Annotated in this window: 16 protein-coding genes; 6 read left to right on the plus strand and 10 right to left on the minus strand. The window is 42.7% G+C overall.

Going from position 1 to position 15390, the window contains the following annotated elements; genetic code table 11:
- The first annotated feature begins 15 nt into the window (after positions 1-15).
- The 5 genes from narJ to ACJJII_RS07040 all read left to right on the plus strand — a co-directional run bounded on the left by narJ (position 16) and on the right by ACJJII_RS07040 (position 4560).
- Positions 16-738, plus strand: a complete 723-nt coding sequence (narJ, locus tag ACJJII_RS07020; RefSeq protein ID WP_444918741.1) for a nitrate reductase molybdenum cofactor assembly chaperone — start codon at positions 16-18, stop codon at positions 736-738.
- Between the two features lie 4 nt (positions 739-742).
- Positions 743-1432 (plus strand): respiratory nitrate reductase subunit gamma, encoded by a 690-nt coding sequence (gene narI / locus ACJJII_RS07025; RefSeq protein WP_282930422.1) that lies wholly within the window; start codon positions 743-745, stop codon positions 1430-1432.
- A 54-nt stretch (positions 1433-1486) separates the two neighbouring features.
- Positions 1487-2311, plus strand: a complete 825-nt coding sequence (locus ACJJII_RS07030; RefSeq protein ID WP_282930421.1) for a peptidylprolyl isomerase — start codon at positions 1487-1489, stop codon at positions 2309-2311.
- A gap of 1 nt (position 2312) precedes the next feature.
- Positions 2313-2960: a carbonate dehydratase gene (can, locus tag ACJJII_RS07035; RefSeq protein WP_444918742.1), complete on the plus strand. Its 648-nt coding sequence runs from the start codon at positions 2313-2315 to the stop codon at positions 2958-2960.
- A 1135-nt stretch (positions 2961-4095) separates the two neighbouring features.
- The gene (locus ACJJII_RS07040; protein ID WP_413663995.1) at positions 4096-4560 is read left to right on the plus strand and encodes a PraA/PraB family alkane oxidation protein activator; all 465 of its coding nucleotides are present in this window, start codon (positions 4096-4098) and stop codon (positions 4558-4560) included.
- A gap of 521 nt (positions 4561-5081) precedes the next feature.
- On the opposite strand, the gene ACJJII_RS07045 is transcribed toward ACJJII_RS07040, so the two are convergent.
- Positions 5082-8120 carry a TonB-dependent receptor gene (locus tag ACJJII_RS07045; protein WP_444918743.1) on the minus strand — a complete coding sequence of 1013 codons (3039 nt, stop codon included), beginning with the start codon at positions 8118-8120 and terminating at the stop codon, positions 5082-5084.
- 893 nt (positions 8121-9013) lie between these two features.
- Here ACJJII_RS07045 and ACJJII_RS07050 point away from each other — a divergent pair.
- Positions 9014-9499, plus strand: coding sequence for a hypothetical protein (locus ACJJII_RS07050; RefSeq protein ID WP_444895515.1), 486 nt, complete (start codon positions 9014-9016; stop codon positions 9497-9499).
- Positions 9500-9632: 133 nt separating this feature from the next.
- On the opposite strand, the gene ACJJII_RS07055 is transcribed toward ACJJII_RS07050, so the two are convergent.
- The 9 genes from ACJJII_RS07055 to ACJJII_RS07095 form a co-directional block, all read right to left on the minus strand.
- Positions 9633-9776: a helix-turn-helix domain-containing protein gene (locus ACJJII_RS07055; RefSeq protein ID WP_444915039.1), complete on the minus strand. Its 144-nt coding sequence runs from the start codon at positions 9774-9776 to the stop codon at positions 9633-9635.
- A gap of 114 nt (positions 9777-9890) precedes the next feature.
- Positions 9891-10301 (minus strand): hypothetical protein, encoded by a 411-nt coding sequence (locus ACJJII_RS07060; protein WP_444918744.1) that lies wholly within the window; start codon positions 10299-10301, stop codon positions 9891-9893.
- Between the two features lie 626 nt (positions 10302-10927).
- Entirely contained in the window at positions 10928-11257 is a 330-nt protein-coding gene (locus tag ACJJII_RS07065) for an energy transducer TonB (RefSeq protein WP_444918745.1), read from the minus strand.
- Positions 11254-11715: a hypothetical protein gene (locus ACJJII_RS07070; protein WP_444918746.1), complete on the minus strand. Its 462-nt coding sequence runs from the start codon at positions 11713-11715 to the stop codon at positions 11254-11256. Before ACJJII_RS07070 ends, ACJJII_RS07065 begins: the two co-directional genes overlap by 4 nt.
- A gap of 78 nt (positions 11716-11793) precedes the next feature.
- Positions 11794-12090 carry a hypothetical protein gene (locus ACJJII_RS07075; RefSeq protein ID WP_444918747.1) on the minus strand — a complete coding sequence of 99 codons (297 nt, stop codon included), beginning with the start codon at positions 12088-12090 and terminating at the stop codon, positions 11794-11796.
- A gap of 358 nt (positions 12091-12448) precedes the next feature.
- Positions 12449-12955, minus strand: coding sequence for an HD domain-containing protein (locus ACJJII_RS07080; protein WP_444918748.1), 507 nt, complete (start codon positions 12953-12955; stop codon positions 12449-12451).
- A 247-nt stretch (positions 12956-13202) separates the two neighbouring features.
- Entirely contained in the window at positions 13203-13619 is a 417-nt protein-coding gene (locus tag ACJJII_RS07085; protein ID WP_444918749.1) for a hypothetical protein, read from the minus strand.
- Between the two features lie 8 nt (positions 13620-13627).
- Positions 13628-14320, minus strand: a complete 693-nt coding sequence (locus ACJJII_RS07090) for a hypothetical protein (protein WP_444915032.1) — start codon at positions 14318-14320, stop codon at positions 13628-13630.
- A 526-nt stretch (positions 14321-14846) separates the two neighbouring features.
- Positions 14847-15386, minus strand: a complete 540-nt coding sequence (locus ACJJII_RS07095; RefSeq protein ID WP_444918750.1) for an SF0329 family protein — start codon at positions 15384-15386, stop codon at positions 14847-14849.
- Between the last annotated feature and the right edge of the window lie 4 nt (positions 15387-15390).

The following is a 15390-nucleotide window of genomic DNA, read 5'->3' on the forward strand; positions in this document are numbered from 1 at the left end:
GAGCGGAGAATACCGATGAAAGTACTAAACCTGATAGCCCGCCTGCTGGATTACCCGTCCGATGAGCTGGTGGCGCACCTGGATGAGCTGACCAGCTGGTTGGCTGAATCCGAGGATCTGGATGTTCCGTTGCGCGACAAGCTGCTGGCATTTATCTCCCATTACGAGCGTATGGATGCGCTCGATTGGCAGAGCGAATACGACGGTTTGTTTGAGCGCGGCCGCGCTGTATCCCTGCATATCTTCGAGCATATCCACGGCGAATCCCGTGATCGTGGCCAAGCCATGGTAGACCTGACCGCGCGCTATCGCAGCGCCGGCCTTGAGCTGAATGAGCGCGAACTGCCGGATTACTTGCCCACCTACTTGGAGTTCTGTGCCACCCAGGGGGAAGCAGCCTACGGCTGGGTTCACGATATTACCCATGTGATTGCCCTGTTGAGCGCGCGCTTGTCCAAGCGTGAGAGTCCCTACCACCTGTTGATGGATGCGCTCTTGCAGATGGCCGGGGTATATGTCGATCTGACAGCACTCAAAGAAGAAGTCGCCAACGAAGAACGTGACGATACCCCCGAGGCGCTGGACAAGATCTGGGAGGAAGAGGCCGTTAGCTTTAGCGGCGCCAACAGTTGCGACCAGTCAATAACGCGGCCCAGCAATGCGCAGCTGCGCGACGGCCAGCCCCTTAACTGGGCCAACGCCGCGCAGAATTCTGCCCAGCCCGCACCACAGGAGTAACAAGATGAACTATCTGAATACGCTGCTCTTCGCCATTTATCCCTTTGTCGCCCTCACGGTATTTCTGGTGGGTAGCCTGATCCGCTACGACCGGGATCAGTACACCTGGCGTACCGGCTCCAGTCAGTTGTTGGAGCGCAAGCAATTACGCATCGGCAGTTACCTGTTCCATATCGGGGTGATCGCCATTCTCGCGGGCCACTTTGTCGGCCTACTCACACCCAAGGCAGTGTGGCACTTCCTCGGCATTGAAGCTTCCACCAAACAGATGATGGCAATGGGGATCGGTGGTTTCTTCGGGGTGATCTGCTTTATCGGCCTCACCATTCTGGTGAAGCGCCGCCTCACCAACAAGCGCGTACGCGCCACCACTTCCAAAATGGACTTGGCCATACTGCTGATGCTCTACGCGCAATTGATCCTCGGCCTGATCAGTATTGTGGTATCTGCCGGCCATATGGACGGTGCTGAAATGCTCAAACTGATGGCTTGGGCTCAGTCCATTGTCACGCTAGATGGTGCCGGTGCAGCTGCTGCAATCAGCGGAGTGAACATCATTTACAAGCTGCATATTTTCCTCGGCATGACACTGTTCCTGCTGTTCCCCTTCAGCCGCTTGGTACACGTATGGAGTGTTCCAGTGCAGTACTTCCGCCGCAATTACCAGGTAGTCCGCGCCAAAGCTGCGCGCTAATCCCTGCAACTATTAAATGGCCCGCCATGAGCGGGCCCAGTGTGGAGTTGAGTCATGAATACATTACTGGCCACTGATGCTGCCGGCGGCGAATTTGAGATGGCCGAGGTAGTGGCCGTCAACGGGACTGAAATCCCCGCCGACCTGATCTACCAAGAGATGCAGTACCAGCCTGCCGATTCTCCGCGTCAGGCGATCTACTGCGCCGCACGCGCTCTGGTTATCGGCTGGTTGTTACGAGATCGAGCCGCAGGGCAGGGGCTCTGCGCTGCCGACGAAGACTTGCACAGTGAGGCTTTCGATCGCGCAGTCTCAGATCTATTAAAAGGCGAGCTACAGGTGAACCCGGCAACCGACGCCGAGTGCCGCGCTTACTTCGAAGCCCACCCGTATAAGTTCCGCTCCGATCCCCTTGCAGAAGTACGCCATATCCTGATCCCGGCCGCACCGGATGACTCCGAGGCCTGCGCCAAGGCACGCACCGCAGCCGAGAATATGCTGGAACAGATTCGCGCCGACTCCAATCCGCTTCAATCTTTCGCTCGTTTGGCCCAATCCCACTCAGCCTGCTCCTCCTCCGAAGCCGGTGGCAGCCTCGGCCAGGTAGGGCGCGGTGATACCGTCGCCTCCTTCGAACGCGCAGTGTTCGAGCAGGGCACCGGATTGGTAGCGGAACCCGTGGAGACCCCCTACGGTGTGCACCTGATTTATGTGGAGCAATGCGAACCGGGCCGCCCACTGGAATACGAATATGTCTCGGAGCGTATCGAGGAATACCTGACCGAAAAACGCCGCCGCCAAATGACCAGTGACTACCTGCAAAAAATGGTGCAGGCCGCGCAAATATCCGGCCTGGACTTATCGGGGGAGGCCCACTGAGGTGGCAGAGATTCGCCAACTGTTCGCGCGCAATCGCGATTGGGCGGAAGATAGGACGGCACAGGACCCGGAGTTTTTCCAACGCCTGAGCCGCCTGCAAGTACCCAAGTATTTATGGATCGGCTGCTCCGATTCCCGCGTGCCCGCCAACGAGATTGTGGGCATGGCACCGGGGGAGCTGTTCGTTCACCGCAATATCGCCAACGTGGTGGTACACACAGACTTTAATTGCCTCTCGGTGCTGCAATACGCCGTAGAAGTACTCAAGGTGGAACACGTGGTGGTGTGTGGCCATTACGGTTGTGGCGGCGTACAGGCCGCCATGGGCCACAGCGAATGTGGCCTGGTGGATAACTGGCTACGCCACATCAAGGATGTCTACGCCCGCCACCGGCAAGAGCTGGAATCCCTCGATAAAGAATCCCGCTCAGCGCGCCTTTGTGAATTAAATGTGATGGCACAGGTAAAAAACCTGGCCATGACCAAAATAGTCCAGCACGCCTGGGACCGAGGCCAACGCCTCAGCCTGCACGGCTGGATCTACGATATTCGCGACGGCCTGATTAGAGATCTGGGAATGCGGATGGACGACCGCGGCCAGGTGCCAGAGATTTATCATGTTTATGGTGAGGTGCAGGAGGAGGGGTGAGTTTATAACTGCTTTACCCCCTTCGAGACCATAAGTATAAATAGCGCAGTTGCGTTTAAATATTTTTTAGTAATACTACGTTCGATTCTACTTGGCTTCTGCTAAAGCAGACGGCTATCAGCATCAGGTGGGGCGGAGCGATACCGCCGTCTCTTTCCAAACTGCAAAGAGGGTAACCATAAATACCGTTATCCTCAATCACATGTTCGCCCCATGCTTATCTCTATTTCTTCTAACTCCCAATACTGCACTGAGTGCAAGACACAGTGATTAAATCCCTAATATGATAAATAAATAGCGGTTTATTACTGATAGGGCCCTCAAATACCTGAATTACTTAAGCTGCGAAATAAAGCCAATGCACTCAAGATCGCGGGATACTGGCGTAATAAGAGCTAGAGATAGATTTTGGTGAGGAGATAATCAGTTGGCAAAAAAAGAAGGCTAAACCCTAGAACGAGCTGAACAACTTTTAGAAGTACAAAATCAAATTGATCATTTGAACATCAATTTAGATATGTGAGTTATACGCTAAAATCTCTCTTTCTCCTATTCTGCGCTTGCTGCTCCCCGTAGCACTCTGCTTTTCCTAAAACGCTACTTTATATGCCACTTTATCGTCTGAGTTCTATCTGATTTTCGAACATCGATAGGAGACAAAAAGATTTATCTTAAAACCTTCGATTACTGAAGACTCGATATTTAAAAATTATTCAAATTTAGTAACAAGAAATTAAGGATAAGCAGACAAAGATAAAGAGTTTTACGCCCCCAGATTGTGGCTTACTTATTATAAATAAATATATTCGCGAATAAATGAAAATCATTAAGTAATTTATAAATTCATAAAATTAATAAACACTCCCGATATTTATCCTCACGAAAAAATATAACTAAAACTGGCATCAAATACCATGTTTATCAAAATTTGTATCCCTCCGAACTGACGGAGAAAAGCGTCTTATAGGAGTGGAGATAAGAGGACTTGGAAGTTGAATATTACTGCAGTTTAAGTGGGCCCAATTTTTTGCTTCTCCAGCGATGATTAATGTAGATGCATTACCCGTAAGGGATGAATACTCAGCGTATTCATGCTTCTACCTATTCTAATTACTAAAAATAGGAAATAATGAACATGAAAAAGATCCTTACCGCGCTCGCCCTGGCAATTGTTAGCACCGGTGCAGCCGCTGACACCTGGTCTCCCCAAGGTACCATTGGCCTGGCCAATGTCGGTGATATAAAAGTATCTAAGGGTATAAACCTTACTTGTGGTCTATCTGGTAGTTCTACTACAAATTCAGCAGGTAACGCCTCTGTGGGCAGCTTGTCATTGAATACTGGTTTCCTTTGTGGGTCAGTTAGCTTTACCAATCTGCCCTACACATTGGTAGGTAATGCAGGGAATACCGTTACCCTAAAAGATGTAACTGTTGCAGCTATTACCGGCAATTGTTTTGGTGATATTACCGGTAGTTTTAACCAATCTACCGGAGAAATTACTTTTAATGCCGCGGTACTCCCAAGCGTAGGTTTTGGTAGCGACTGCAAAATAACCGGTACTATCTCCACAAATCCCCAGGCATCTTTCGTGCCATAAGTAACCTTTAAAAGGCCAATATCTAAAGTAGAGTAGTCAGAAAGTACTGGCTACTCTACTTTTTCCCCGGCTGTATATTCATAAAAAAACAAGATTTTTGTTTCTAAATATCAATCATTATCTGCAAAAAAATTCTCATCCTCTTTTTTTAATATGCCTGCAATTAGTTTACCCGTTCGCTTCATTAACTCTGCACGTTAATAATTTACCAAATGTACAGATTTATAGTTTTTGCCAAACTATTTGTCTATAGATTGTATAAACTTGCATTTCGGCTCAAAGTTACTTTAGGCCTTAATAAGAAGACAATGCAGAGAGACTAGGCTATTCCCAAAATAAAGTACAATTGGGAGGTGTGTGGCTAGTCCTAGCAAACAATCATCAACCGCCCGCTACACGATTGGTCGATGATTTATATGAGTGAAAAGAAGATTAGAAATGGAGGTATTTTCAGGCATAGCCAGTCTGAAAAACCAGTAAGACACTATAGAACTATTAGTGCCTTACTGGAAATATAAAAATCAGAAACGCTTATTTAGACTAAAGCCTATAATACGCGGATCCAGGGTGAATACATTGGTAGTAAGGCCGGAGTCATCACTATTGGTAAAGGCGCTTGTGATAGGCGTATCATCAAAGATATTTTTCACATATAACTGCATTTGCAATTCTGATTCCGGATGGGTTAGGGTCGCTGATGCATTGAAGTTATCCCAGGCTTTTAAGCGGTCATACTCGGTATTATAAACCCGCGCATAACTCTCAGACTGTCGATAGTAATCTGCACGTAAAGCTAATTCCCAATCCGAAAGTGGAATAACATGCTCCACTGCTAAGTTAAACGTTAACTTAGGAGCATTTGGTAATTCATTGCCACTTAGGTCAGCAGAAAAACCACGCCCGCCATTTGGGGCATCTGTTAGCGGGTTATATTGGGGCAGATCGTAACCGAAAAGAGCTAAAATTTGATCATATCTTAGGGGAGCTTCAATCGCATCAGAGTATGAGCCCCACTGCTTTGAGCCTGCACATAATGCCCATAGGGGTGTCATGAAAAATATAGGCTCTAAAGCAATAGCAGCTTCAACATACTCGACTGGGGCAATACAGTTGGAAGGTACCTGTAAGGAGGGCCGCAGAACGGTCCAATCTTCATTCCCCTGGGTACGATCCATGACATCTATGGATTCCTCCCCTTCCGCTATGCGGGTTCTTAAGTAACCCACATTCATATTCATCCTGGTACTCTCTGTCATTTGCCATGCCAGCTCTAACTCCAGTCCCATACTTTCTGCATCAAAGTTTTCGTTTAATGCGATACGGTCAACAATCTGGGAAACCTGGTAGTCGGTATAGTCGTAATAGAAGGCAGTTGCGTTTAAGTTTAGGCGGCCATCCAGCAAAACATTCTTGGTGCCGAATTCAAGGGAATTTACGAATTCCGGCTCAAAAGTGTTGTCTAGTGGTTGATATTGAACCCGCGCAGGGTCAATCTCCGCCCGTGGTGGGTTGGAGCCGCCTCCTTTATAACCGTGAGCAAAAGAAACATAGAACATTGTATCATCGGTAAAGGGGGTATCTGTTCGCCAGTCCAGCACCGCTCGTCCGGTATACTCCTTCCAGCTTTGAGAAAACTTCTCCCCTTCAGGATATCCCATATGCGTATAGCCACCTGAGCTGTTACCTGGAACAGTAATACCATCTTCATGATACGTACCAAGTAATAACTGGCTGGATATAGGGGTGGTAGTTTTTTCGTCATCAGTATACCGGAGGCCTGTGGTAAGTTTTACATCGTCCGTGATTTGCCAATATGCCTCCCCAAATACAGCCCAGGAACGGGTATCTACTAAGTTACGACTGAGGAAGTAGTTGTGTCCCATTTCATCAATATTTTCCAGGGAATTAGGGTCAATATATATACAGTCTGACCCAACTAAATCTGTGGTGGGGTCAACGCAATTGATCGGAATATTATTGCCATCCTCATCTGTTCCCCGGCTGTAAACATATTCAGCAATCATGGTGAACATATTATTAAAGACAAAGTAGTCATCCTGGGTTTCAAAATTCAGGTAGTTCGCACCGAAGGAAAAATTCCAGGGCCCATCAAATGCAGTCTGCAACCGGAATTCCTGGCTCCACTGTTCATTATCGGAACGGCTGATATCAACTCCTAAAATACCGTCAGAAGGACCAAGTTGTGGGTCAGTATAAATGCCTCCGGGGGTGGGGCCCAATGACCACTGATCACCTATTTCTGCTAGGTCATTAAAGGCCGCGCCAGTGGTAAACCGATTATAATCCTGTGAAGAATAGTAATCATCCTTAGCATAGGTAGACTGGGAGTAAAAGGTGAGGGTATCAGATAAAGCCCATTCAAAATTCAGCTGTACCAAGTCATTTTCCGCACGAAATACTGGGTCAAAACTAGTAGATATTTCACGTAAATCTCGCGACTGCTCTACACCGCTGTAGGGATCTTTCCAGTCTGATAAACTACCTCCAAAAAGGTATGGGTCAATCAGCCCCGCTGCTGAAAGTATATAGGCGAGCCCCGTTCCATTGGGTGCATCAAAAGCATCTGCGCTGTATAGTGAACCAGGCAAACAGCCCTGACTTGTCATACCTTTTGATAGACTTGTTGTCTCTGTGTTCCCGACCATGTCGTCACCGGGGTCAGTAGTACAAAGCTGCTTACCGGTGCGGGATCGCTTGTCATCTTCATCAAAGTGTTGCCAAATCAAATTAGCATTAAACTTATCACTGGGAGTCCATTCAAAAATGGCACGCGTGGAGTAGAGATCCCGGTCGTTAACATCATTCTTGGTATAAGTATTGTAATCAAAGCCATCCCGCTTGGTCATGGCTCCAGAAAAGCGGAAAGCCATAGTTTCACCCAGCGGTATATTCAACATACCCTTGGTGCGCTTACTATTATAATTGCCCACTTCAACCTCAATCTCTGAGGCGAATTCATCTTCCGGCATGATTGGTAACATATTAACCACACCAGCAGTGGCGTTACGACCATATAATGTGCCCTGAGGGCCACGCAGAACTTCTACCCGCTGTACATCAAAAAATTCCTGCTCAAACAGACGATTCCTGATTAAAGAAGCATTATTAAAGCTTACTGCAACGGCAGGATCACTACTGGCAGAAATTGACTGAGTTCCCACTCCTCGAATAGAGAAATTGTATGAGCTAAAGTTTGTTTTGGAGAAGTTAACATTGGGAACGGCTCGTAACAGTTCATTGCCCCCTTCGATCTTTAAAGCATCCATGTTATCCCCAGATAGCGCAGAGACTGCAATAGGCACATCCTGAATGCTTTCCTCAATTTTCTGTGCTGTAACCGTTACTTCTTCAATAGCCGAACCAGAATAGTTACTGGGCTTGTCCCCTTGCCCCTCCTGGGCAAATGCTGCCACAGATGCAGTATTTATTACCAAACAGGCAATTGCCACACTGTACCAGGGGGTTGAATAGTCGTTTGGGTTTGTGGCGGGGATTGCTTGAGCAATCAAATTTTTTTGTTTACGAAGGCGCATCATCATACTGAGTTTCTCTCTCTTATGCTCACTATTATTTTTTTTTCAAGGCCAAAACTGCCTTCCTTGGGGCCCAACTAGATTGAAGACGTAAAAAAAAGATATTAGGGGGGATAAAAAAGAAGATAGAAGTTTAAAAATTTTACTTTTTCTAAGTAACGCACAAGAATTGGGCACAATCGAAGTCTGAGCGTTGAAAACAGTGCCTGAATGGTTGGTGGTATCTATATTAAATAGAAATTTTTCAACAAATAATTACCTTCAGGATCTCATATTTACATTGTAGATATAATGTAAGTCCTCACAGAATGTTGACGTAGAACAGAATTGTATAACATATGAAAGAAAGAGCTTTTCATAGATATCATAAGGTTAATGTCTAGCTTGATTCAGCTTATTGTCCGTTAAAGAAGCATGGAAATTAAATGTGGTTACTATTTGGTAAACCTAAGTCTTACTAGATAAGTATGCTAGTAGTGAGAATGGCCTTGTCTAAAGTAGGTAGAAAATATCAAAAAAATCATAAAACTCTAATATTTAAAAATTTTTAATTTAAATTCTGGCGTTTGTTTTTCCTTTGACAGATATTTTTCCAGGTAAGCTTATTCTATTAAAAGCATGTCATTCTATTTGGTGAGTTTAGATATATATTCTATAGAATTTGATATATCACTCATCAAATAAATTTCTGTAAAAATTCTATCTATTAAATTTATAGCATTTTTCAGGTATGTGATTTTTATGCTCTGATCTGGTGCATGTCTTCCGTTCTTGATCCATCAGTAGGGTCCTAATCCAGTCTTTTGAGGGGGAACTTATACCGATATTTCTTAGCTCTTAGAGGATCAGCTTGAGTTCAAAATACTTATATAAAATCTTCAATCAACAGAGGCATAACAATGAAATTTATCACCACATTAATTGCTGCGGTAATTTATATATTACAGGCAACTATTCAAGATTATAAAATCAGAGAGCGAGAATATTCCGTTCCACTTTCAACTATGCCAGATAACGTACAGGCACTTGCAGATGAAATGTTTGAAGAAGCAACTAAAGATAAGCAGCTTACTGCAGAGCAAGCTCAACAGATTGAAGCTGGTATTTGGAAGATGTTAGGTGAGGGCGCTGTACTTCAGAGAAATCATGAGCTGAAAAAAACAAGAGAAAAAATATCTTACTTAGGGCAACTCTTATCTTGGTTTATGAAGGCAAAAGGGCTGACCTATGCACAGATTGAAGAAAAATATAGAAGCGAATTTACTGAATCTGAAAAGGAGCTACATAGAGCAATTGTAGAATCTGCCTCTCGTTCCAATCAGGATCTAGTCGGCAAACTCTGGAAGTCAATCTGCAAAACCTTTTGGGGGCAGGCAAAGCTATAATCAGAAATTTGCCATGTAAATTTACTTAACTGACAATCTTATTAAGTCCCTAAAATATTAGGGGCTTTACCGGTCAAGCACTTTTAATCTGACTAAACTATGGCTCTTATAAAGAGCGACAATACCAGAGAAATTAGATTCTTATTCTATTTGGTAATTGCGAGCCAAAATGTTGACCTCTTTCGGTGCGCTGAACGGTACGCACACTGAGCCATGTAATCTGTGCTAATCGCTCCTGAGTCATGCCATGTTGCAACCTTAACTTTCGTATCAGCAATACATTGTACTTTTATCTCAAGTGCTCTGTAGAACCGTATGACATAAAAAATTCAGTGTACTTGAGGGCCATTAATGAAGTGTTGATGAAGATATCTATAACAATTAGATCTCTCTATCTATGGATAGAGGATACTGGCCTTTTATAAAAAAGACCGTAACCTAAACCGCTAGTGGTTCCAAAAAGGAGGCCTACTGTAAGTACATGCTTTAGGTAAATTAACCAACCCCAAAGCGTTGGATAGCTATTAATTGCTTTGATCACATCTATGCCCATTAAAGTATCTTCAACCTTACCAATGTAACTTCCATCAGGATACGGCCAAGCATTAACTCCAGGGTATAGTGAGCCAACAATTAGGCCTAGACAAATACATTTGAATAGATTTAACCCAAAGTATCTTTCTATGATTAATGCAAGTGGTACATAAATAATCATGTGTGCTAGTGATATAGAGATTGAAAAAATAAAAATAAATGCTGGGCCGGCTGAATTTATTTTAGAAAATCCTAACGTTCCGGCCATTAACAAAAGTACTATCGAAGGAATAAGAATTGCAGCAATTATTGATGGTATATGTCGCACAGGAATTAAATTTTAAATAAATTATAAACTACTATTGTGTGCTGAAGCTATGTCGTTTTTTGGCGCACTATATCCATATAGCATTTTCGTGCCAATGGGTCGAATGATACCTATATGCGTTAGTGTGACTGTCTTCGCAAAGACCACAGAGAAGCAATTATTACTAATCCACAAAAACCCAAATATATTATTTTACCGCTTAAATCTTCAACATTAATACATTTCCAGTTTTCACACTGACGGACTATGAAAACATTTCTCTGATCAATCCAGAAAATTATACTTGCCGTTAGTGCGGAAAATATAACTGGATAGGATCTTACTTTGGGGATAACTTCTGCCAAGAAGGCCGCAAGCCAAAAAGCGAAGAGTGAGGCTAAATATATCTTTAAGTAGCTCTCACCAGAGAAAATCAAGCTGGCGATTGTACTGAAAAAAGCACATAGCCCGATAAAGAAGCGGAGTCCACTCAATCTAGATAGCCCGCCATCATCTTTGGCGAATTTGTAGCCGTATCTTTTCATAATTTATATAACTTACTTGTAAGTGACTTAATCATAAAATGGTCAGCCAATAAATACGAAGCTAATCTTAGTTTTATACTTACACCAGCTACCCGACCAGTCGAACTTCCAACTTCTTACAGCTTTTAAAACAGATCGATCAAAAAAATTATCTGGCACTGATTCTACAATGTCGATCTCTTCTAACTCCCCATCTGGATTAAGCCGAGCGGTTAGAACTACCCAGCCATCTACAGGTTGACGGCTCTCTCGGATTGGATAACTAGGGTCATACCCTTCAATTCGTTGAAGTTGTTGGGGGCAATTGGTAATCTCTTCAGAATAGCTAAATGTAGCGAAAAAAAGCAATATAAATAATGTGGCTATTCTCATAACGTATTGATTCCTTCTTGCCGTATCGGAATGAAACCGCCCTGCTTCAGTATGGCGAAAAGAGTGTATACAATCGGATACAGAAATTCGCTATGCTGCCGAACTTCGAAAATATATAGTTTCTTAGGCTCGCCTTCAATTGGGACCCAAACTTCTTTCACGCCCTTAAAATCCAATACTAAATCTGCTTCTTCTAGGACCTTTTGAGCATATAGGGATTCGTCCCAGTAAACCCCACCGCATGCATAGTAATTGGGTGCTTCTTTTTCCGGTATATTTACGCTGAATTCGCCACTATTTGGCCTGCTAATTTCTAATTCATACTCTTTGAATATATTTACAGAAATAAAATTATTACCATCAATATACATGATTTTAGGTAACAAAATTTCCTTTGGCTCTTGAGAAATACAGCCACCAATGGTAAAGAAAATAAGAATCAGGAGTAGATATTTCATTTTTCTTTAGTTTAGGTATGGTGCTAATAACTGATTAAGATTTAGCTATTCAATAGTGCCATTGTTTTGGAATTTCTATTAACCGCGTTCACTGAAGTCCCACCATGTTACTTTAGTGCCGGCGACAACAACAAACTTCATGTGTTGGGTATCGGATTTATAAAGAAAGCTTGCTTGGCAACTGCTATTAGGATTATCTGTTGGAGTCAGATGCTTTACTGACCAACCTTTAGACTCAATATGTTTTACAACAAGCGATTTTTGGAACTCGTAGTCTGTACTGCAAGCTATAGGGGGTGAAAAGAGAAACGCCCCCCCAGCTGACAAAACTGCAAAGCAACTAACAATCGTTGATATTTTAAGCGGCATTTTCATTGATACATATGACCTTTTACTTAGCTGCCCCTAGTAAGGAGCAACTCTCTTATAGCTTAGCAAAAAGGGCAAAGCAAGCAGGAATGTAAACTGTCAGACATCAGATCAGCATGCTACCTACGAACTAGCGTTTTAAGCTGGATAGCAAACTAGAAATGATATTGTGTTCCAAAAGAGGCTGAGTAGGATGAATCAGCGGGGGTCATTTAGAAATCCTTTTATCATAAATCGTGTAGAAGTATTTTTGCTGATATTGTATTATCGATTTATAAACTGTAAGTAAATTAACAATATTTTTACCTTGATGATCTTATATATATCCCTGTGATCTTCAAAATCATCTCTCCTACTTACTGTGTTATAAGTTTTGTATTTCTTCTATTTCTGACCAAATGTTGTCACAGAGGTTTGGCCGATAGGCTGATCGACGAAAGATTTTGTATTCTGCTCGATACATATTAAGAAAAGCTTTATCACCTGATCGAAGACAAGCTCTTATGTTAGCTAGGCGGTCAGCGGCCTTTACTAGTAAAGCAAGCACTTCTGATCCCGATACCTTGGCCATTTTTTGATATGTTGCAGATTTTCTTATTTTCCTGGTTTCTCCTGGCTCATCACTGAGTATGCACACACACCTGGATACCAGCTCGCCAAAGATATCTTCAATCTCTTTAGCTGTTACATCGGTATCCTCAATTACATCGTGAAGATATGCTATCACTTCGGCCTCTTCACCATACTCGCTAGCGATTTTAGCTACTTCATCAAGGTGAACCGAGTATGGGAGGCTACCATACTGCTGGTCCCCATGTGCCTGAATAGCAAAACTACGTGCTTTATTTCTCATATTCACCTTATCGCTCAATGAAATATATCTCCTAAAACTGGTTACGTTAAAATCAAATTTACAGAAGCTTCTGATGATTCTGTCTTATCTCTTGGATAATGTACCCAACCATTAGAAACTTGTGATGGTCTAGAAATAGAGCTGATCTTAAACCGGATGAATATAGTCTTGCTATGATGAATAGAGTAGCTATCCAGATTCTATAGAAGTAGTAATGCAAATGACAAATCTATGGGGCTCTGGGTTGCTACTCTAATTTACATAGCTAGTTACTTTCATTGCTTAGGTCGATAACTTCTATTCTTACCCCTTTATCAACCATCTCGGATAAATGGAATTTACCGTTAGGTTGTTTCACTATGGATTTTTCAATATCACCAGATACAAACTCCCATAGCTCAGGGTTCAGTGCATTTGGCTTTGGTTTGTAAACTTCCGCAGTGAAACCGCGTTTTGGCTCATTTTCACGTAAAATAACGATATCACCCTTGTAATCTGGAGCTGTTATTATCGTTAGTGTAGTTGTTTCAATCTTATCGCCGAATCCCTTTTTGTTCCACTCTCGTAAGACAACATTAACTTGAGCTTTGTCCAGTTTAACATCATCCGTTTCCGTGCTAGCACAGGTGAAGGATGACAATGTCATTAAAAATATTAGTAGGATTTTTATAGGTTTTAGCATAGATATAATTACTTACAGTTAGTGGAAGTAATAGTTAAAAGGTTGTGCGTGTCTGGTGGTACAACAATAATTCCTGAGAGCCAGGGAAACATTTTTAATTGTGTCTTAGTATATAATCCATCGCCAGCTTCTTTTTCCCAGTGTGATTCGTACACAAACTCTTTTGAATAAAGCCATACATGCCTGCCGCCACTTGACATTCCCAGTCCAAATGGAATATTTGAAAATGTGTTGTAATCTGCGTCTTGTTTCTTGGTTAAATCCAAATAGGTGGTCACTTTATTTTTGCTCGGCTTATAGTTTATAACAGTATTGCTGATCGGCACACGACTGACACTATAGGTACAGTTTTTCTTTACCTGATTGTAGTAGCTCGCAATATGTTCACCAAGACCATCACTAGGGTGCTTAACGTCAGGATTATAATATACGCCTTTCCAGTTATGAGTATTAATCAAGTATTTTGCTAACTCGGTACCTTTTTCTCCAAGTCCACCCACTCGCTTGCTGGAATTAAGCTTTCCAAGCTTCTCAAAACTATATTTAAGAACCCAAATTGCCATTGTTATACAATCGCTAGAAATATGATTTTTATATTTTGTGGGGTTACCTATTTTAAGCTGGCTACCAACATGATTGCTGTGATCATTCATAATAGAATTAATCTTGTCTACAGCATGCTGTGAAAATGTCTTTGTCATACCTAACTTCCCAGTTGTTATTATTGTGGAATTTCCTTATCGAGAACGATTTGATTAGATGACAATAGCTAATTAGGGTCAAGGAAGTGAAAATAGAGATCCTGTACTGCTGAGTTTGTTATAGTGTATTTTGGGCTGATAATATCGCTCTAAAAACGGAGCTATTTCACATCTTCTATTTTTGATATTTATCAATCACAGACATAAATCATTAAGAATCAGAAAGTTAGTACTGTGTATAGTAGGTATGCACTTGGAAGCCTTTGGACCTTGATGCTACTAACGCAAGAAATAACATAGCATTACACCGAGTATAAGAAATAAAAAAATGGGGTGTGATAGATAATCTTCGCCCAAAGTTTTATGTTAAATCAGAGCGCGTTATCTATATTTGGAGCTACATTTCTGAAAAGTGGACTATCGTACCGGGTATGCCTGGTGTTAAGTGTTGGAGTAAACGGCCCTGCTATCTAAACCTTGTAATATTATCTTGATGGCTTGCTGGATACTTAGATAATTAAATAACCTATGGATGTTGCGTTGAAGAGGTTTGTTCTGTGATTGCTGGGGCTTTAATACCTTCAGACTCCAATCTTATGCTCAATAATTTCTTTGATAATGGGTGCAAAGTTGCTGTATCAATCTCTTTGAGTCTGCGCTTGCCTAAACGCTTATCCAGTGTGGCTAGGGACTGAATCAATGGGTTTTCGGAGTTTAGAGCCTCATCAATTTTGAGGGTATGAACGAATTCCCAGCAAGCTTGATACGCATCTTGCCGAGATAACTCTCCATATTCCATCTCACCATAGGATATTTTCTGCTTTTCACTTACATGCTCAGGCACTTCGGAATCAGTAACCCAGCGATTATCCTTTCGATAGTAATCACCACTCGCTCTATTCCAAAAAGCCCTTGTACAGAAATTTGCTATGACTTCTTTATCAAGTGTCAACCAGGCATGTCCACATGAACAGTTTCCATAACTGGTACTGTTGATAGAGATACGGCCATCCAAAGATGGAGAAAACTTTTCTTCAACTAGAGATTTCAGCTTGCTCCATTTCATTGGG

It is taken from the genome of Microbulbifer maximicatervae (SeqCode), from assembly GCF_052467825.1.

Coding starts and splice junctions, on each gene's coding strand:
- ACJJII_RS07075 (WP_444918747.1), bottom strand. CDS start 12,090: ATGAAAATGCCGCTTAAAATATCAACGATTGTTAGTTGCTTTGCAGTT.
- ACJJII_RS07095 (WP_444918750.1), bottom strand. CDS start 15,386: ATGAAATGGAGCAAGCTGAAATCTCTAGTTGAAGAAAAGTTTTCTCCA.
- ACJJII_RS07040 (WP_413663995.1), top strand. CDS start 4,096: ATGAAAAAGATCCTTACCGCGCTCGCCCTGGCAATTGTTAGCACCGGT.
- ACJJII_RS07065 (WP_444918745.1), bottom strand. CDS start 11,257: ATGAGAATAGCCACATTATTTATATTGCTTTTTTTCGCTACATTTAGC.
- ACJJII_RS07045 (WP_444918743.1), bottom strand. CDS start 8,120: ATGATGATGCGCCTTCGTAAACAAAAAAATTTGATTGCTCAAGCAATC.
- ACJJII_RS07030 (WP_282930421.1), top strand. CDS start 1,487: ATGAATACATTACTGGCCACTGATGCTGCCGGCGGCGAATTTGAGATG.
- narJ (WP_444918741.1), top strand. CDS start 16: ATGAAAGTACTAAACCTGATAGCCCGCCTGCTGGATTACCCGTCCGAT.
- ACJJII_RS07090 (WP_444915032.1), bottom strand. CDS start 14,320: ATGACAAAGACATTTTCACAGCATGCTGTAGACAAGATTAATTCTATT.
- ACJJII_RS07060 (WP_444918744.1), bottom strand. CDS start 10,301: ATGGCCGGAACGTTAGGATTTTCTAAAATAAATTCAGCCGGCCCAGCA.
- narI (WP_282930422.1), top strand. CDS start 743: ATGAACTATCTGAATACGCTGCTCTTCGCCATTTATCCCTTTGTCGCC.
- ACJJII_RS07070 (WP_444918746.1), bottom strand. CDS start 11,715: ATGAAATATCTACTCCTGATTCTTATTTTCTTTACCATTGGTGGCTGT.
- ACJJII_RS07085 (WP_444918749.1), bottom strand. CDS start 13,619: ATGCTAAAACCTATAAAAATCCTACTAATATTTTTAATGACATTGTCA.
- ACJJII_RS07050 (WP_444895515.1), top strand. CDS start 9,014: ATGAAATTTATCACCACATTAATTGCTGCGGTAATTTATATATTACAG.